This window comes from Dickeya sp. MK7 (assembly GCF_000406305.1).
Classification (GTDB): Bacteria; Pseudomonadota; Gammaproteobacteria; order Enterobacterales; family Enterobacteriaceae; genus Dickeya; species Dickeya fangzhongdai.
Window position 1 is genome coordinate 1,152,797 of the sequence record NZ_CM001984.1, and the last position, 18,442, is coordinate 1,171,238.

At 57.7% G+C, this 18,442-nt stretch carries 18 protein-coding genes; 11 read left to right on the plus strand and 7 right to left on the minus strand.

Features of this window, described 5'->3' with window-relative positions:
- Nucleotides 1–9: 9 nt before the first annotated feature.
- A complete protein-coding gene (gene secF / locus DXXMK7_RS05200) occupies nt 10–981 on the plus strand; it encodes a protein translocase subunit SecF (protein ID WP_038918160.1) in 972 nt (323 codons plus the stop codon).
- Nucleotides 982–1,071: 90 nt separating this feature from the next.
- On the opposite strand, the gene DXXMK7_RS05205 is transcribed toward secF, so the two are convergent.
- Nucleotides 1,072–1,632, minus strand: coding sequence for a DUF3251 domain-containing protein (locus DXXMK7_RS05205; protein WP_038918161.1), 561 nt, complete (start codon nt 1,630–1,632; stop codon nt 1,072–1,074).
- A gap of 179 nt (nt 1,633–1,811) precedes the next feature.
- Entirely contained in the window at nt 1,812–4,523 is a 2,712-nt protein-coding gene (mgtA, locus tag DXXMK7_RS05210) for a magnesium-translocating P-type ATPase (protein WP_038918162.1), read from the minus strand.
- Between the two features lie 469 nt (nt 4,524–4,992).
- On the opposite strand from mgtA, the gene nrdR reads away from it, so the two are divergent.
- The 6 genes from nrdR to pgpA all read left to right on the plus strand — a co-directional run bounded on the left by nrdR (nt 4,993) and on the right by pgpA (nt 9,182).
- Entirely contained in the window at nt 4,993–5,442 is a 450-nt protein-coding gene (nrdR, locus tag DXXMK7_RS05215) for a transcriptional regulator NrdR (RefSeq protein ID WP_012883737.1), read from the plus strand.
- A 64-nt stretch (nt 5,443–5,506) separates the two neighbouring features.
- Nucleotides 5,507–6,619 (plus strand): bifunctional diaminohydroxyphosphoribosylaminopyrimidine deaminase/5-amino-6-(5-phosphoribosylamino)uracil reductase RibD, encoded by a 1,113-nt coding sequence (gene ribD / locus DXXMK7_RS05220; RefSeq protein ID WP_038918163.1) that lies wholly within the window; start codon nt 5,507–5,509, stop codon nt 6,617–6,619.
- 120 nt (nt 6,620–6,739) lie between these two features.
- The gene (gene ribE, locus DXXMK7_RS05225) at nt 6,740–7,213 is read left to right on the plus strand and encodes a 6,7-dimethyl-8-ribityllumazine synthase (protein WP_016941767.1); all 474 of its coding nucleotides are present in this window, start codon (nt 6,740–6,742) and stop codon (nt 7,211–7,213) included.
- Between the two features lie 22 nt (nt 7,214–7,235).
- Nucleotides 7,236–7,655 (plus strand): transcription antitermination factor NusB, encoded by a 420-nt coding sequence (nusB, locus tag DXXMK7_RS05230; RefSeq protein ID WP_038918165.1) that lies wholly within the window; start codon nt 7,236–7,238, stop codon nt 7,653–7,655.
- Nucleotides 7,656–7,714: 59 nt separating this feature from the next.
- On the plus strand, nt 7,715–8,689 hold the full coding sequence (gene thiL, locus DXXMK7_RS05235; protein WP_038918166.1) for a thiamine-phosphate kinase: 975 nt from the start codon (nt 7,715–7,717) through the stop codon (nt 8,687–8,689).
- Complete coding sequence (pgpA, locus tag DXXMK7_RS05240) at nt 8,670–9,182, plus strand: phosphatidylglycerophosphatase A (protein ID WP_038661278.1); 513 nt, start codon at nt 8,670–8,672, stop codon at nt 9,180–9,182. Before thiL ends, pgpA begins: the two co-directional genes overlap by 20 nt.
- A gap of 104 nt (nt 9,183–9,286) precedes the next feature.
- Here the strand turns inward: pgpA and dxs are convergent, their stop codons facing one another.
- Genes dxs through xseB form a run of 3 tightly spaced genes read right to left on the minus strand, consistent with a single transcriptional unit; the run spans nt 9,287 to nt 12,338 of the window.
- Nucleotides 9,287–11,149 (minus strand): 1-deoxy-D-xylulose-5-phosphate synthase, encoded by a 1,863-nt coding sequence (gene dxs, locus DXXMK7_RS05245; protein ID WP_038918167.1) that lies wholly within the window; start codon nt 11,147–11,149, stop codon nt 9,287–9,289.
- A gap of 32 nt (nt 11,150–11,181) precedes the next feature.
- On the minus strand, nt 11,182–12,093 hold the full coding sequence (ispA, locus tag DXXMK7_RS05250; RefSeq protein ID WP_038918169.1) for a (2E,6E)-farnesyl diphosphate synthase: 912 nt from the start codon (nt 12,091–12,093) through the stop codon (nt 11,182–11,184).
- Nucleotides 12,090–12,338, minus strand: a complete 249-nt coding sequence (xseB, locus tag DXXMK7_RS05255; protein ID WP_013316834.1) for an exodeoxyribonuclease VII small subunit — start codon at nt 12,336–12,338, stop codon at nt 12,090–12,092. Before xseB ends, ispA begins: the two co-directional genes overlap by 4 nt.
- A gap of 264 nt (nt 12,339–12,602) precedes the next feature.
- Between xseB and thiI the strand changes: the two genes are divergently transcribed.
- The gene (gene thiI, locus DXXMK7_RS05260) at nt 12,603–14,051 is read left to right on the plus strand and encodes a tRNA uracil 4-sulfurtransferase ThiI (RefSeq protein ID WP_038918170.1); all 1,449 of its coding nucleotides are present in this window, start codon (nt 12,603–12,605) and stop codon (nt 14,049–14,051) included.
- 64 nt (nt 14,052–14,115) lie between these two features.
- Here thiI and yajL read toward each other — a convergent pair whose 3' ends face one another.
- On the minus strand, nt 14,116–14,712 hold the full coding sequence (gene yajL, locus DXXMK7_RS05265) for a protein deglycase YajL (RefSeq protein ID WP_038918172.1): 597 nt from the start codon (nt 14,710–14,712) through the stop codon (nt 14,116–14,118).
- The gene (panE, locus tag DXXMK7_RS05270) at nt 14,675–15,595 is read right to left on the minus strand and encodes a 2-dehydropantoate 2-reductase (RefSeq protein ID WP_038918173.1); all 921 of its coding nucleotides are present in this window, start codon (nt 15,593–15,595) and stop codon (nt 14,675–14,677) included. The genes yajL and panE overlap by 38 nt, the downstream gene beginning before the upstream one ends.
- Before the next feature lie 168 nt (nt 15,596–15,763).
- Here panE and DXXMK7_RS05275 point away from each other — a divergent pair, with 168 nt between their 5' ends.
- The 3 genes from DXXMK7_RS05275 to DXXMK7_RS05285 all read left to right on the plus strand — a co-directional run bounded on the left by DXXMK7_RS05275 (nt 15,764) and on the right by DXXMK7_RS05285 (nt 18,436).
- Nucleotides 15,764–16,255, plus strand: coding sequence for a YajQ family cyclic di-GMP-binding protein (locus DXXMK7_RS05275; RefSeq protein WP_038918174.1), 492 nt, complete (start codon nt 15,764–15,766; stop codon nt 16,253–16,255).
- 402 nt (nt 16,256–16,657) lie between these two features.
- Complete coding sequence (locus DXXMK7_RS05280; protein WP_038918175.1) at nt 16,658–17,848, plus strand: aldo/keto reductase; 1,191 nt, start codon at nt 16,658–16,660, stop codon at nt 17,846–17,848.
- Between the two features lie 90 nt (nt 17,849–17,938).
- Nucleotides 17,939–18,436 (plus strand): ester cyclase, encoded by a 498-nt coding sequence (locus tag DXXMK7_RS05285; protein ID WP_038918177.1) that lies wholly within the window; start codon nt 17,939–17,941, stop codon nt 18,434–18,436.
- Nucleotides 18,437–18,442 lie beyond the last annotated feature (6 nt).

An 18,442-nucleotide genomic window follows, 5' to 3' on the forward strand; every position in this document is an offset into this window, starting at 1 on the left:
GAGTGCGTTGTGGCACAGGAATATACTGTTGAACAATTGAATTACGGCCGTAAAGTTTATGACTTTATGCGCTGGGACTACTGGGCCTTCGGCTTCTCCGGTTTGCTGCTGGTGCTGTCTATCGTCGTGATGGGCGTGCGCGGCTTCAACTGGGGGCTGGATTTTACCGGCGGCACGGTTATCGAAATTTCGCTGGAAAAATCCGTGGATCTGGAGCAGATGCGCGGGGCGCTGGAGAAAGCCGGCTTTGCCGATCCGTTGGTGCAGAACTTCGGCAGCAGCCGCGACATTATGGTGCGTATGCCGCCTGCTCAAGGTGAAACCGGCGGTCAGGTGCTGGGCAGCAAGGTTGTCAGCGTGATCAACGAAGCAACCAGCCAGAATGCAGCGGTTAAACGCATCGAGTTCGTCGGGCCGAGCGTGGGCGCGGATCTGGCGCAGACCGGCGCCATGGCGTTGCTGGCGGCGTTAATCTGTATTTTGGTCTACGTCGGCTTTCGTTTCGAATGGCGTCTGGCTGCGGGTGTGGTTATCGCGCTGGCGCACGACGTTATCATCACCATGGGCGTGCTGTCGCTGTTCTCTGTTGAAATCGACCTGACCATTGTGGCGTCGCTGATGTCGGTCATCGGCTACTCGCTGAACGACAGCATCGTGGTTTCTGACCGTATTCGTGAAAACTTCCGCAAGATCCGCCGCGGTACGCCTTACGAGATTTTCAACGTGTCGTTGACCCAAACGCTGCACCGGACCTTGATCACGTCGGGGACGACGTTAGTGGTTATCCTGATGTTGTATCTGTTCGGCGGCGCGATGCTACAGGGGTTCTCGCTGACGATGCTGATCGGTATCACCATCGGTACGGCATCCTCTATCTATGTGGCATCCGCTCTGGCGCTCAAGCTGGGTATGAAGCGCGAGCATATGCTGGTGCAGAAAGTGGAAAAAGAAGGCGCGGACCAGCCGTCGTTGCTGCCGTAACCGCTTTTTCACTGCCTGGAATTGCAAACACAAACCCCGCCATTCGGCGGGGTTTTCTTATGGTCGACGCTGGGGGCCGATTCAGGGTTGTCACTGACTCGGTTCGCTGCGACGCAGCGTAGGGTCCGCCGCCACATCATGCACCCGCACGAAACCGAGCTGCTCCGGCGTCAGGCCGGAAAGCCGCACCTCTACCGTGATTTCCGAGACCGGCGTCAGCGTTGGCGGGATAGTCAGCCACTGAGTCTGCGTGTCGCCGGTTAACGGCTTACCGCTGACCGGGTCAAGCGCTCCCCAGTCAAGTTGCGCGCGGAAGGCCGGTAGCGTCAGCGTGTTCATGGTGCGGATAGTCAGCAAAGCGCGCGTGCCGTTGGCTTCCGGTTCAACCTTGCTGAGTTCCAGACTTAACTTGCCGATGCTGCTGTCGAGCAATGCCCGATTGTAGGCGGCAGGCAGCAAATAAACGCCGGAGGTGGAGTTGGCGTTTAACGTATTCTGCTGTTCCAGCGCGACGGCGCGGTTGGTGAGGTCGCGCAGTTTCTGGTTAATCTGACCAAGTTCGTTCTGTACGCGAGTGGTCTGCGGTTGCGCACATCCGGCGAGCAGCACCATGACGGATAACATCGGGATAACGCGGCGGTGAAAAATCATATCCTGTTTCTCCCTAAGCCCTTGGCGGGTCATTTCATTATTCAATTTAGTGTCAGTGTAGACGTGATTTGTTGTCCCTTATAGTGAATGACGTTTTGGGAAAAAAGGTAAGCAGAACAGGCTGAATCAAGAGTGGAAAATCAGGGCGCAGCGGTAATCAGCCGCTGCGCCGGTTGTTGTTATTGCCAGCCGTAGCGGCGGGCAAAGAAGCCTTTCATCGCCTGAGTGAGCAGCAGATAACCGCTCAGGATCGCCAGCAGCCACGGGAAGTAGCTTAATGGCAGCGCCTGCAACTGCAGGAAGCTGGCCAGCGGCGAGAACACCAGCCCGATGCCGGTCGCCATGATTAACAACGTCATCACCATCACCGGCCAGGACGGACGGCTCTGGATAAACGGGATGCGGCGGGTGCGGATCATGTGCACAATCAGCGTTTGCGACAACAGTCCTTCAATAAACCAGCCGGACTGGAACAGCGTCTGAGAATCCAGCGTGTTGGCGTGGAAGAACCACCACATCAGCGAGAACGTCAGAACGTCGAAAATAGAGCTGATCGGGCCGAAGAACACCATAAACCGCCCGAGATCGCCGGCATTCCAGCGCTGCGGTTTTTTGACCTGATCGTCGTCCACATTGTCGAACGGGATGGCGATCTGCGAAATATCGTACATCAGGTTCTGGATCAACAGGTGCAGCGGCAGCATCGGCAGAAACGGCAGGAAAGCGCTGGCGATCAGCACGCTGAAGACGTTGCCGAAGTTGGAACTGGCGGTCATCTTGATGTATTTCAGCATGTTGACGAAGGTGCGTCGACCTTCGATGACGCCTTCTTCCAGCACCATCAGGCTTTTTTCCAGCAGGATAATATCCGCCGCCTCGCGGGCGATATCCACCGCCGAATCCACCGAAATACCGATATCCGCCGCCCGCAGCGCCGGCGCGTCGTTGATGCCGTCGCCCATGAAACCGACCACGTGGCCTTCCGAACGCAGCAGGCGCACAATTCGTTCTTTGTGCAGCGGCGTCAGGCGGGCAAACAGCGTGGTGTCGCGGGCTGCGTGCGCCAGTTGTTCATCGCTTAAGGCGTCGACGTCGCGGCCGGTCAGGACGCCGGTCAGTTCAATATCCACTTCACGGCACACCTTGGCGGCTACCAGTTCGCTGTCGCCGGTGAGGATTTTCACCGTCACGCCGTGGTCTTTCAGCGCCTTCAGCGCAGGCGCGGTGCTCTCTTTCGGCGGATCGAGAAAAGCGATATAGCCTTCCAGAATCAGGTCGGATTCATCCACCCGGCCGTAATCCTGACGATCGGCGGGCATTACTTTGCTGGCGACTGCCACTACGCGCAGTCCCTGACGGTTAAGGTCATCCGTTAAATGGCGGATGCGCGACAACAGGGGCGCATCCAGCGGCAACAGTTGCTCGCCGTGACGCACCCGAGCGCAGGCGCCAAGGGTTTCTTCCAGCGCGCCTTTACAGATCAGCCAGTGCTCGTCATCGTTTTCCGCCACCACCACCGACATGCGGCGGCGCTCAAAATCAAACGGGATTTCGTCCACTTTGCGCCAGCGGGACAAGGCGACCTGTTGTTCCTGCGGCGGGATTCCCTCCAGCACCGCCTGATCCAGCAAATTGCGCAACCCGGTCTGGTAGGCGCTGTTCAGCCAGGCGTGGCGCAGCACCCGCTGGCTGGCGTTGCCAAACGCATCGGTATGGCATTCCAGCACGATCTTATCCTGCGTCAGCGTGCCGGTCTTGTCGGTACACAGGATATCCATAGCGCCGAAGTTCTGGATGGCATCCAGGCGTTTGACGATGACTTTTTGACGCGACAGTTTGACTGCGCCTTTAGCCAGCGTCGAGGTGACGATCATCGGCAGCATTTCCGGCGTCAGACCGACGGCGACCGACAGGGCGAACAGCGCGGCTTCCCACCAGTCGCCTTTGGTGTAGCCATTGATAAGCAATACAATCGGCGTCATCACCAGCATGAAACGGATCAGCAGCCAGCTGACGCGGCTGATGCCTTGCTGGAAGGCGTTTGCTTCGCCGGGCTGCTGCACCACGCGGCCGGCCAACTGGCCGAACCAGGTATTGCCGCCGGTGGCAATCACCATCGCCAGCGCAGTGCCGCTGACCACGTTGGTGCCCATAAAGCAGAGCGTGTCGCATTCCAGCGCCGCCGCTTGCTCGCTCTGGCGGCTGTGCGCCACTTTTTCCACCGGCAGCGATTCGCCGGTCAGCGATGCCTGGCTGATGAACAGATCACGGGCCTGCAGGATACGCAGGTCGGCCGGGATCATGTCGCCCGCCGCCAGTTTGACGATATCGCCCGGCACCAGTTGATCCAATGGAATGTCCTGATAGTCGCTGTAATCGGTCTGGGTATCGCTGCGCAGCACGGTCACCTTGTTGCTGACCATCGCTTTCAGCGCATCGGCGGCTTTGCCGGAACGCGCTTCCTGAATGAAATTAAGCAGGGTGGAAATCAGCACCATCAGCGCGATGACCAGCGCGGCGGTCAGGTCTTCCGTGGCGTAAGAAATCAGGCCCAGCAATGTCAGCAGCAGGTTGAACGGGTTGCGATAGCAACGCCATAAGTGTCGCCACCAGGGCGCTGCTTGCTCGCCGGGAATCCGGTTATCGCCGTGGCGCACCCGCGCCTGCTCGGCTTCAGCCGGCAGCAACCCTTCAGGATGGCTATTGAATTCCTGATACAGGCTGGTTTCGTCAAGACGCGCCAGAAGCAGACAACGCGACGCCATAGCGTCGCTCATGGCCTGACCGACGGTCGCTTTTCCGTCCGGCATGGGATCGCGCTGGAACAGACGACGCGGCAAATGATGACCGAGCTGTGAGAGCCATTGCTGTGTGAGTCGAATTAAACGCATACAAATATCTCCCTGCCGCAGCCAGAGAAGGGCTGCGGCCTGATAACACGCAGAGGCAACCCATCCGCGTGTGGCTTATAACGCAATCAGCAGGGACGATCGGGGCGTCGCTGCCTTGCCTGTAGTAACCGGCAAGGCAGCGTAAAAGCTGACTTACCGGTGAATGACGCTTTGTCCTGGGTGAGGATTAGGGTCAGGTCCCATTGAGGGGGTCTCCGGTAGTGAAACAATGCGAAACCGGGGCGGTTTCCGTTTGATTGTCTGGGCATGCTAAACGGCGGTGGCAATCCACGTGTCGTTTGCAAACAGTATGACCAGAATGCGGCGCTACTTTAGCGTAAGTCACTTCAATCGAACCTAAACCGCGATAAGGTCGGCGGGAAAAAAACGCGTCATGTCGGGATTTGGGTTATAGGCGAAATTCGGGGTAAACTAGGCCAAGGTTATAAGGCTATGGTCTGGAAACGTTATGCATTGTCCTTTTTGTGCCGCAGTGGATACCAAAGTGATTGATTCCCGTCTGGTGGGGGAAGGTTCTCAGGTTCGTCGTCGCCGGCAGTGTCTGGTGTGCAACGAGCGCTTTACCACCTTTGAAGTGGCGGAACTGGTGATGCCGCGCGTCATCAAGAGTAATGATGTGCGCGAGCCGTTCAATGAGGACAAACTGCGCAGCGGTATGCTGAAGGCGTTGGAGAAACGTCCGGTCAGCTCTGACGACGTGGAAATGGCCATCACTCACATCAAATCTCAGCTGCGCGCGACCGGCGAGCGGGAAGTGACCGCCAAAATGGTGGGCAATCTGGTGATGGATGCGCTGAGAAAGCTCGACAAGGTGGCCTACATCCGTTTTGCGTCGGTGTACCGCAGTTTCGAGGATATCCGCGAGTTTGGCGAAGAGATCGCCCGTCTGCAGGATTAACAGCGCGTTGGTTTCTACGCATCGCGCGCTCCCTATATGGCTCTGAATCCAGGATACGCACAGGATGGCTACACACGCTGATGAATTTTACATGGCCCGCGCGCTGGAGCTTGCTCGCCGCGGGCGCTTCACGACGGCGCCGAACCCGAACGTCGGGTGCGTGATCGTCAGAGATGACGAGATCGTGGGGGAAGGGTATCACCAGAAAGCGGGTGAGCCGCATGCGGAAGTGCATGCGCTGCGCATGGCGGGCGACAAAGCGCGCGGCGCCACCGCCTATGTGACGCTTGAGCCGTGCAGTCATCACGGCCGCACGCCTCCGTGCGCCGATGCGCTGATCGCAGCCGGTGTGGCGCGGGTAGTGGCGGCGATGCAGGACCCGAATCCGCAGGTGGCTGGTCGCGGTCTGCACCGTCTGCAACAGGCCGGCATCGAGGTGCGGCACAGTGTGATGATGGAACAGGCGGAAAAAATTAACCGTGGCTTTCTGAAACGGATGCGCACCGGTTTCCCTTACGTGCAGCTTAAACTCGGTGCCTCGCTGGATGGCCGTACGGCGATGGCGTCCGGCGAAAGCCAGTGGATCACGTCGCCGCAGTCCCGCCAGGATGTGCAGCGTTTTCGGGCGCAGAGTTCGGCGATCCTCAGCAGCAGCGCCACCGTGCTGGCGGATGACCCGTCGCTGACCGTGCGCTGGTCGGAACTGGATGCGGATACCCAGCGGCTTTACCCTGAAAACGCCGTGCGCCAGCCGGTGCGCGTCATTGTCGATAGCCAGTCGCGCGTGACCCCGCAGCATCGTCTGGTCAGCCAGCCGGGACAAACCTGGCTGGCGCGTCCGCGTCAGGATGGTCAGTCATGGCCGGACGGCGTGGAGCAACTGGATATGCCGCTGCACGGCGGCGGCATTGATTTGGTCGCCCTGATGATGTCGCTGGGCAAACGTCAGATCAATACGGTGTGGGTGGAAGCGGGCCCTCGTCTGGCCGGCGCATTGTTGCAGGCCGGCGTGGTGGATGAGCTGATCGTCTATCTCGCGCCCAGATTGCTGGGGGAAGCGGCCCGGCCGCTGTGCGTGCTGCCGGGGCTGGAGCAGCTGTCGCAGGCGCCCGCGTTTGCTATGACGGACCTCTGTCAGGTGGGGCCGGATATCCGCCTGACGCTGAAGCCTCAATAACACATCCCTGCGCGTGTCATGCGATGGATATCCGCCACTGGGTCAAAAGCGGATACGCGCCCGGAAGAATATGATAGAATCCGCCCCCCTGCGGGGTCGTAAAACAGTCAAAGGAAAGCTATGAACATTATTGAAGGTGTTGTTGCCGCTCCGAATGCCCGCGTGGCGATTGCTATTGCCCGTTTCAATCACTTCATCAATGACAGCCTGCTGGAAGGCGCGCTGGACGCTCTCAAGCGTATCGGCCAGGTGAAAGAAGAAAACGTCACCGTCGTGTGGGTGCCGGGCGCCTATGAATTGCCGCTGACCGTGCGTGCGCTGGCCAACAGCCAGAAATATGACGCCGTAGTGGCGCTGGGTACGGTGATCCGCGGCGGTACCGCGCATTTTGAATTTGTTGCCGGCGAATGCAGCTCCGGTCTGTCTCACGTCGCGATGAACAGCGACATTCCGGTCGCCTTCGGTGTGCTGACTACGGAAAGTATCGAGCAGGCCATTGAGCGCGCCGGCACCAAAGCGGGGAACAAAGGGGCGGAAGCCGCTCTGACCGCGCTTGAAATGATCAATGTATTACACTCAATCAAGTCAGCCTGATTTATTTTGTAAGGGGTATTCCGTGAAACCTGCTGCTCGTCGCCGCGCTCGTGAATGTGCGGTTCAAGCGCTTTATTCCTGGCAGTTGTCCAAAAACGATATTGCCGATGTTGAACTCCAGTTCCTGAGCGAGCAGGATGTCAAAGGCGTGGACATCGCCTATTTCCGCGAGTTGCTGGCGGGCGTTGCCACCCAGGCGGAAAAGCTGGATGCCCAGATGGCGCCGTATCTTTCCCGTCAGTTGGACGAACTCGGGCAGGTGGAGAGAGCCATTCTGCGTCTGGCGGTGTATGAGCTCAGCAAACGCGAGGATGTGCCTTACAAGGTTGCCATCAACGAAGCGATTGAGCTGGCCAAAGTGTTTGGCGCCGAAGACAGCCACAAGTTCGTGAACGGTGTGCTGGACAAAGCCGGGCCTCACCTGCGGCCGGGTAAAAGATAAGTCAGTCAGGGCCGGTTTTCCGGCCTTGGTTTTTTAGGTTACCACGATCTGGAAAGATTATGGCTCAAGGTGAGTTTGATGTGATTGCCCGCTATTTCAACCGGGTGGGCTATTCACGACGGGATGTTGAACTGGGGATCGGCGATGACTGCGCCCTGCTGAACATTCCGGACAAACAGTTGCTGGCGGTCAGCACGGATACGCTGGTATCCGGTATTCATTTCCTGCCCGACATCGATCCGGCCGATCTGGCGTACAAATCTCTGGCGGTCAATCTGAGCGATCTGGCGGCAATGGGAGCCGACCCGGCTTTTGTCTCGCTGGCGCTGACTTTGCCTGGTATCGATGCCGACTGGCTCGCCGCCTACAGCGATAGCCTGTTTGAACAGCTTTCTTACTACGATATGCAACTGATTGGCGGCGACACTACCCGTGGGCCGCTCAGCATGACGCTAACCATTCAGGGGCTGGTGCCGTCGGGCCGGGCGCTGAAACGCAGCGGAGCGCGCATCGGCGACTGGATTTACGTCACCGGAACGCTGGGCGACAGCGCCGCCGGTTTGGCTATTTTGCAGGATCGACTTCAGGTGTCCGACGCCGACGATCGTCAATGGCTGCTGCAGCGCCATTTGCGCCCCCAGCCGCGTATTCTGCACGGGCAGGCGCTGCGCGATCTGGCCAGTGCGGCTATCGATCTGTCTGACGGGCTGGCGTCTGATTTGGGGCATATTCTTAAGGCCAGCGATTGCGGCGCGCGCATCAATCTGGATGCGTTGCCGTATTCCAGCGCGTTGCTACGCCATGACGACCCGGAACAAGTGATGCGATGGGCGCTCGGCGGCGGTGAAGATTATGAACTGTGCTTTACCGTACCGGAGCTGAACCGGGGTGCGCTGGAAGTGGCGATCGGCCATCTGGGCGCTCGCTATACCTGCATCGGCCAGATCGGGCCGGCTTCTGAAGGGCTGAGCTTCTTCCGTTCAGGGCAACCGGTGACTGTTAATCTGAAAGGGTATGACCATTTTGGCGCATGAAAACAAAGGATCGCTGGTCGCCAAAAGCCGCCTGCGGATGAGTAATCCGTGGCATTTGCTGGCGACCGGATTCGGCAGCGGCCTGTCGCCGTGGATGCCCGGCACCGCAGGCTCGCTGGCGGCCATCCCGGTGTGGTATCTGCTGATGCTGTTGCCGTTGCAGCTCTATTCGCTGTTGGTGATGCTCAGTATTTGCATCGGCGTTTATCTGTGTCATCGCACCGCGAAAGACATGGGCGTGCATGACCACGGCAGCATCGTTTGGGACGAATTTGTCGGGATGTGGATCACCCTGATGGCGGTGCCGTCGACCCACTGGGGATGGGTGGTCGCCGGGTTTGTGATTTTCCGGGTTCTGGACATTTTCAAGCCCTGGCCGATTCGCTGGTTTGATCGCAACGTACATGGCGGTATGGGCATCATGGTCGACGATATTGTCGCAGGGGTGATTTCAGCCGCGGTTTTGTATGTGGCCGGGCACTATGTGATATAGCAGCTGTGCGCACGAGCGCCGCTTTTCTCGTGACGGTAAGAAATCTGCCGCTGTAAAAAAACCGGGTTACCCCGGTTTTTTTATGTCCGCCTAATTGGCGCCAGTCAAGCCAGCCAGTCGCGGATGCGGCGCTCGATGCCAGCCGCGTCCAGCGCCAGGTCGGCGCGGATTTCCGCCTGAGTACCTTGCGGAATGAAGATATCGGGCAGGCCGAGGTTGAGCACCGGCACGGCCAGGCGTTTCGCCATCAGGTACTCGTTCACGCCGCTGCCGGCGCCGCCCATAATGGCGTTTTCTTCCAGCGTGACCAGCGCGTCATGGCTGGCGGCCAGCGAGGCTATCAGCGTCTCGTCCAACGGTTTGACGAAGCGCATATCCACCAGCGTGGCGTTAAGCGCCTCAGCCGCCTGTTGCGCTTCCGGCAGCAGGGTACCGAAATTCAGAATGGCGACCTTCTCCCCCTGACGCTTCATCACGCCTTTGCCGAGCGGCAGGGTTTCCAGCGGCGTCAGCGCTACACCCAGCACATTGCCGCGCGGGTAGCGTACCGCACACGGCCCCTGCTGGTAGTGGTAGCCGGTATGCAGCATCAGCCGGCACTCGTTTTCGTCGCTGGGCGTCATGATCACCATCTGGGGGATGCAGCGCAGGAACGAAAGATCAAACGCGCCCTGATGGGTCTGACCGTCGGCACCGACGATGCCGCCGCGATCGATGGCGAACAACACCGGCAGGTTCTGGATAGCGACGTCATGAATAACCTGGTCATAGGCGCGTTGCAGGAAGGTGGAATAAATCGCCACCACCGGGCGATAACCGCCGATCGCCAGCCCGGCGGCAAAGGTCACCGCGTGTTGCTCGGCGATGGCGACGTCGAAGTACTGTTGCGGATATTCACGCGAAAACGACACCATGCCCGAGCCTTCGCGCATGGCCGGGGTTATCGCCATCAGGCGGTTATCCGCGGCGGCGGTTTCCTTCAGCCACTGGCCGAAAACGGCGGAGTAGGTAGGCAGCGCTTCTTTGTTCTTCGGTAACGTACCGCTGGCCGGATCGAATTTCGGCACTGCATGCCAACTGATCGGGTCCTGTTCGGCCGGCGCATAGCCTTTGCCTTTCTTGGTCATGATATGCAGCAGCTGCGGGCCTTTCAGGCTGCGCATATTTTTCAGGGTCTGGACCAGCGACTGCACGTCATGGCCATCCACCGGGCCGATATAATTGAATCCCAGCTCTTCGAACAACGTACCGGGCACTACCATGCCTTTCAGGTGCTCTTCGGTGCGTTTGACCAGTTCCTTGATGGGCGGCAGACCGGACAGCACTTTCTTGCCGCCTTCGCGCAGGGTGGAATAGAGCTTGCCGGACAGCAATTGCGCCAGATGATTGTTCAGCGCGCCGACGTTTTCGGAAATCGACATTTCATTGTCGTTCAGTACGACCAGCATATCCGGTTTGATATCACCGGCGTGGTTCATGGCTTCAAACGCCATGCCGGCGGTAATGGCGCCGTCGCCGATCACGCAGACGGTGCGGCGACCCTGTCCTTCACGTTCGGCAGCTACGGCCATACCGATGCCGGCGCTGATGGACGTCGAGGAGTGACCGACGCTCAGCACGTCGTACTCGCTCTCGCCGCGCCAGGGAAACGGGTGCAGGCCGCCTTTCTGACGGATGGTGGCGATGCGGTCGCGTCGTTCGGTCAGGATTTTGTGCGGGTAAGCCTGGTGGCCCACGTCCCACACCAGATGGTCGAACGGGGTGTTATAGACGTAATGCAATGCCACGGTCAGCTCGACCGTACCCAGACCCGAGGCAAAATGCCCGCTTGAGCGGCTGACGCTGTCCAGCAGATACTGTCGCAGCTCGTCGCACAATTTGGGCAGGCTTTCCCTTGGCAGCAGGCGCAGTTCCTCGGGGTTTTCCACCAGCGCCAGCGTGGGGTATTTCGCTATATCAAAGGTCATCGGATACTCATCAAGCGGTATTGATATTAAAATTATTTATCACGTTCAACGACATAGTTCGCCAGCGCCCGCAACGGTGCAATAGCGGCGGGTCTGTCCAGCGTTTCTTCCAGTTCATTCAGCGCCGAGAGGGATTCCTGACACAGTTCCCGGGCTTTGATTTTGGCCTGCTCAAGTCCCAACAACGCCGGGTAGGTGCTTTTACCGAGCTGCTGGTCGGCGCCCTGGCGTTTGCCGGTGGTGGCGCTGTCGCCAATCACATCAAGAATATCGTCCTGCACCTGAAAGGCCAGTCCGACAGCGTTGGCGTAGCGGTCGAGGCAAGGCAGGGCGAGGCGCCCGCGCTCGCCGGCGGCCAGCGCGCCCAATCGTACCGAGGCCCTAATCAGCGCGCCGGTTTTATGGCGGTGGATGCGCTCCAGCGCCAGCAGGTCAACCTGATGGCCTTCCGCTTCCAGATCCAGCGCCTGACCGCCGCACATGCCGGCCACGCCGCTGGCGTTGGCCAGTTCGGAAATCATCGCCAGCCGATCGCGGTCGCTGACTTGCGGCATCGGCGCGTCCGCCAGAATGGAGAACGCCAGCGTCTGTAAGGCATCGCCCGCCAGAATCGCCTTGTCCTCGCCGAATCTGACGTGACAGGTAGGCTGACCGCGCCGCAGATCGTCATCATCCATGGCCGGTAAATCATCGTGAATCAGGGAGTAGGCATGAATACATTCAACGGCGGCGGCCGGCGCGTCGAGGTTATCCTGCGAGATACCGAACAACTGGCCGGTGGTATAGACCAGAAAAGGACGCAGACGCTTGCCACCTAACAATGCGCCGTGCGCCATAGCTTCCACCAGTGGACTACTCTGAAAAGGCAGGGTGGAAATAAACTGGTTGAGTGCGGCGTTGATGCGTTGATGGTGAGCAGTGAGCTGCTTGAGAAAATCTGTCATAACGACTCATTATCCGGCGTAAAAGGTGTCAGGGCGGCATCGGGATCGTCATTCAGCAGAATCTGAACGCGCTGTTCGGCCTGCTGCAATTTCAATTGCCCCTGACGGGCAAGCTGGACACCCTGCTCAAAGGCGTTCAGCGCCTCTTCCAGCGGCAGTTCGCCCGATTCCAGACGCGACACGATCTGCTCCAGTTCGGCGAGCGAGCTTTCAAAGCTGACGGGTTGTTCAGTTTTTTTCGGCATATTCGTTTCCGGATCTTGTTTATACGCGCCTGTCGGCGCCGACGCCACCGGATTGTCACGGCAAGCGCCTCAATGATACGCAATTATGCGCTTAATCCGCGCAGCTTACCGCAATATGGTGGTATACTCCGCGCCCTGGATGCTATTGGTAACGCCACCCGGACAAGGATGGTTTTACCGATAACGTAATTTTAGCGCTCAGGGTACCTGCGTTTTATCCGCGTACCTGTTTTACGCCCTCAGAACCAACTAACGATAGCCGCCATGAAGTTTATCATTAAATTGTTCCCGGAAATCACCATCAAGAGCCAATCTGTGCGATTGCGCTTTATAAAAATTCTTACCGGTAACATCCGTAACGTTTTAAAACAGTATGATGAAACGCTGGCGGTTGTCCGTCACTGGGATCATATCGACGTTCGCGCCAAAGACGAAAATCAACGTATAGCGATACGTGATGCGTTGACGCGTATCCCGGGCATTCACCACATTCTTGAAGTGGAAGAGTGCGCTTACACCGATGTCCACCATATTTTTGAACAAACGCTGACCACCTACCGCGAGCAACTGGAGGGTAAAACCTTCTGCGTGCGGGTGAAGCGCCGCGGCAAGCACGATTTCAGCTCTCAGGATGTGGAGCGCTACGTCGGCGGCGGACTGAATCAGCATATCGAGAGCGCGCGCGTTAATCTGACTGCTCCGCAGGTCACGGTGCATCTGGAAATCGAGCAGGATCGCCTGCTGCTGATTAAAGGGCGCTACGAAGGGATCGGCGGTTTCCCCATCGGCACGCAGGAAGACGTGCTGTCGTTGATCTCCGGCGGATTTGACTCCGGTGTTTCCAGCTACATGCTGATGCGCCGTGGTTGTCGGGTGCATTACTGCTTCTTCAATCTGGGCGGCGCCGCGCATGAAATCGGCGTGCGTCAGGTCGCGCATTACCTGTGGAACCGTTTCGGCAGTTCACACCGGGTGCGTTTTGTCGCCATCGATTTCGAACCGGTGGTCGGTGAAATCCTGGAGAAGGTGGACGACGGCCAGATGGGCGTGGTGCTCAAGCGCATGATGGTGCGGGCGGCGTCGCGCGTTGCCGAACGCTATGGCGTGCAGGCGCTGGTGACCGGCGAAGCGCTAGGCCAGGTATCCAGCCAGACGCTGACCAACCTGCGGCTGATTGATAACGCCTCGGATACGCTGATCCTGCGTCCACTGATTTCTCACGATAAAGAACACATCATCCGCATGGCGCGCGAGCTTGGCACCGAAGATTTCGCCAAAACCATGCCCGAATACTGCGGCGTGATTTCCAAAAGCCCGACGGTGAAGGCGGTGAAGGCCAAAATCGAGCATGAAGAAAGTCTGTTTGATTTCTCGATTCTTGAACGGGTGGTGGAGGAAGCGCGTAACATCGATATCCGCGATATTGCCGAACAGACCCGGCAGGATGTGACCGAAGTGGAAACGGTCGGCGCCTTTGCCGCGAGCGATATTCTGCTGGATATTCGTTCGCCGGACGAGCAGGATGAGCACCCGCTGGCGCTGGGACAGGTGGAGGTAAAATCGCTGCCGTTCTACAAACTGGGGACGCAGTTCGGCGACCTTGATCAGAGCAAAACCTACCTGCTGTATTGCGAGCGCGGAGTGATGAGCCGTTTGCAGGCGCTGTACCTGCGCGAACAAGGGTTCAACAACGTCAAAGTCTATCGCCCCTGACAGACCGTTCATGACGTAAACCAGAAAAAAGCGCCTAACCCGGCGCTTTTTTTGTCTCTGTGCTTCAGGCCGGGTCTTGATAGTTGTAGATTCCCGGCGGCAGCACCAGCTGCGCGGCGATTTCTGCCGCCTTATCTTTACCCAGCAACAGATCGATCAGCTTCAGGGCAAAGTCGATACTGGTGCCGGGGCCCTGGCTGGTCAGCAGATTGACGCGTGGGTCGAACACCACGCGCTTTTCCAGCCATTTTTCCGGTGAAATCCGCTCTTTTAGCGTTGGATAGCCGGTCATATTGCCGATCGGAAACAACTGGTGGTGCTCCAGCACCACCGCGGGAGACGCGCAGATCGCCGCCACGATTTTGCCTTCCTGATGGGTTTGCCGCAGGCGTTCGACCAGCAGCGGGCTGTCGCGGAAACACTCCGCGCCTTGCAGACCGCCGGGCAGCACGACCGCGTCAAAGTCATGATCGGCAACGGCCACCAGTGGCGCGTCGGCAATCAGCTTTACGCCGCGGGAGCAGGTGATTTCCGTACTGCCATCGCTCGCCACGCTGGCCGTGGTCACGCGGACTCCTGCTCTGACCAGCAGATCGATGGTGGTCACAGCTTCGATTTCTTCGCTACCAGGCGCCAGACAGACCAGAACCGAGGCGGTCATATTCACTCTCCTTTCGTTTGATATAGTCGAACAGACGGCTGTTTTCCGGCAGGGAAAGCCCGTGGGCGCGGGCGCGGCGCAGCAGGTAACCGGTGATGTAGTCGATCTCCGTATGGCGCTGCGCCAGTACGTCCTGACGCATCGAGGAGGTATTGGCAGCCGTGTTCTGGATGATTTGATTGACGTAGAGTTGCAGGCTTTCCGACGAAGTATGGAAGCCTTCGCGGTCCATGACCTGCGCCACTTCCTGACAGAGCGTCTCAACCTGCTCCGGGTAAGCTTGCAATTCGCCGTTGGTACATTGATACAGCACGGTTAGCGGATTGATGACGCAATTGGCGGCCAGTTTCAGCCAGCAGGTTGCGGTAATGTGGTTATGCCAGGCGACGTCAGGCAGAGCCTGATGCAGCGTTTCCGCCAGTTGGCTTTGTTCTTCTTCCCGATTTGTCGAACGGTCGAGCGTACCGATATGGGTGATGCCTGCCGCGACATGCATCACCGTCGTCGGATCCCGCCGTGCCGCGTGCGTGGTCACCCCTAATAGCAATGGCCGGCTGATTGCCGGCAGCTCTTCCCAGGTTCCCATTCCGTTGTGCAACAGCAGAATGGTGCAGTCGGGGCGTAGCCGGGGCAGCAGGGCGGAAACCGCATCGGATACCTGCCAGGCCTTCAGCGTGACCAGCAGCAGTTCGCTTTGCGCCAGATGTTCGGCGTTATTGGCTGTCAGATTAAGGTTACAACGCTCGCCGGAGAGCATCGTAACGTTAACCTGACAGGACGTTTGCGGGATACGTAGCCAGCCTTGTACATCATGCCCTTGCCGGTGTAACGCATTGAGCCAGAGTTGACCGATGGCGCCACAGCCAAGAACAGTAATTTTCATCCGCAGTTTCCTTTGTCGGGGGCCAGCCTGTGTTTATCCGGCTTATCATAAAGTATTCCGCCGCCGTCCGCCGCCGCTTGTTGCGCGAGTAGCAGTAAGCCGGGCGAATTTTGCTTATTTGGCGTGAGCGGTTATCATGCTCGGCAGCTATTGTCAGGAGAAAAAATTATGCCATCTTTCGATATTGTTTCGGAAATCGACATGCAGGAAGTCCGCAATGCGGTGGAAAACGCCACCCGCGAGCTGGGCACCCGCTGGGACTTTCGTAATGTGCCGGCCAGCTTCGATCTGAATGAAAAAGCACAAACCATCAAGGCGGCCAGCGAATCGGATTTTCAGGTTAAGCAATTGATTGAAATTCTGCGGGAAAAGCTGGCAAAACGCGGAATTGAAGGCGGTTCGCTGGAAATCCCTGAAGAAATGGAGCACAGCGGCAAAACCTACAGCGTGGAAGCCAAGCTGAAACAGGGTATTGAAGCTACGCTGGCGAAGAAGATCGTCAAACTGATCAAAGACAGCAAGCTCAAGGTTCAGGCGCAGATTCAGGGCGAACAGGTACGCGTTACTGGGAAATCCCGCGACGACCTGCAGGGCGTGATTGCGCTGGTGCGCGGCGCCGATCTGGGTCAACCTTTCCAGTTCAATAACTTCCGCGATTGATCCACGCTATCCCTGTTGCGGTTAATCAGCGACAGAAATGCATGGTTTGTTGATAAGGCGCCTGAGGCGCCTTTTTCATTGCCAGCCTTAAAGTATTTACTGGGGAGGTAGTGATGGTTTTGCTGCAATTTTCCGGTTCTGTTCCCTTCGCATTGTAAAGCTCTCCCGGTCTGTGTTGACAAAAAATAAATAACTTTTCAAATCAGATTGATACATAAAAAACAAACGTATTCATGCAGCTAACACGACTGTAAGTACTTCACAGCCAGTAGGTGTCGACGGTAAAAGAATGCGAACTCATACCACGTCTGGGACAACATAAAGCAGAGGACAGGGATGTCCTACTGCCTTGCGTGCTGAGTGTGCCGAAGTCATCAAAAAGTCTGTTACAAGGAGAGCGCAATGAATCGTCGACACTTTCTCAAGGTTGCCGCTGGCAGTGCCATTACGACACTGGCTTTTAACGGCATCGCTCAAGCACAAAGTAATAACGGTACTCCGGCGGTGCTTCCACCATCGCTGAAAGAACGTGGTTCTATTTTGCCAACCCGGGGAAACATTATTCGTACCAGCCTGCCGTTAAATCAGTCGATACCCGGCATGCGCTACCGTACGCCGTATCGATTTGGTATGGGAGGGACGCAAATCGGCAATATTTTTGCGGCGATCAGCGATGAGCAGGCGCATAGCGTACTGGAGGCCGCCTGGGATTCAGGGGTGCGCTATTTCGACACGTCGCCGTTTTATGGCTATGGCTTAAGTGAATACCGTCTTGGGCGATTTTTGCGCAGTAAGCGCCCGGATGAATACATTATTTCCACTAAGGTCGGCAGGGTACTGAGACCGACGACAAAACCTACAGCCAATGCCGCATTGTGGGCATCGCCTGCGCCATTCAGTTATGAATACGATTTCTCTGCCGCCGGTACACGTCGTTCGGTTGAAGATAGTCTGCAACGGTTGGGGGTGCCGAAACTCGATATTGTCTATATCCATGATTTATCACCGGATAATACCGAGCTGCCGCGCCCGTGGCAGGAGCATTTCGCCCAGGCTGCCAAGGGCGCGATGGTGGAATTATCGCGGATGCGTGATGAAGGGCTGATCCGTGGCTGGGGATTTGGCATCAACACGCCGAATGCCGCGGTGCTGGCTGCCGAATCAGACGTGCCGACGCCGGATATCGTGCTATTGGCCTGTCAGTATTCACTGCTCGATCATGCCGAAACGTTACATAACACCTTCCCGACGTTACAGAGAAAAGGAATCTCAGTGGTTGTCGGCACCCCGCTGAATGACGGCTTTCTGGGCGGGCGTAGCCGCTATCACTTCAGCGACAACATTCCGCCGGGAGCGATAGAAAAACGTGCGCGGCTGGCGGCGATTGCCGATCGGTTTGGTATCGACATTCGCACGGCGGCATTACAGTTTGCGGCAGCGCCTTCGATTGTATCCGCCGTTATCCCAGGATCGCGGGTTCCAGGACAGGTACGCGCCAATGCCGAGTCAATGAAAGTGGCGATTCCGCCGGAATTCTGGAGCACGCTACGCCGCGAAGGGCTGATCGCGTCAGATGCACCCGTGCCAGCCTGAGCATTGCCCGACAAGCCTGAGCGCGCCGTAGATACCCCGATCGATGTACGGCGCCCCATTTTCCGCCAGACGTTATTAAGGTCATGATGGATGAAAATATTGTGTGCTGTATTGGCGTTGAGTCTGTCAACGATGTTGCCTGCCCTGGCTCAGACGGCATCCCCGCTAGGTGAGGCGGAGATCGCCGGGCTGGCTGGTAAGCGGGATCTGGTGCAGGAAGAAAAGAACCGTGCGTTGGTGGTTGGGTTTTATACGGAAGTGTTAAGCCATCGCCGGGTCGATCTGGCGGATAAATACCTGAGCGCAGACTATATTCAGCATAATCCGTATGCAGCGACCGGGCGCGAGGCATTTGTGGCCTTTTTCACCGATTTATTCCGTCGTTATCCGCAATCCGAGCACCGTATTATCCGCACCGCTACTGACGGTAATCTGGTCTATCTGCATGTATTTGCACGGAATGATCCCAACGATCGGGGACGGGCGGTGGTCGATATTCTGCGCGTTGATAACGGTAAGATCGTGGAGCACTGGGATGTGGTTCAGCCGATACCTGAAACGAGCGCCAACACCAACGGGATGTTTTGATACGGC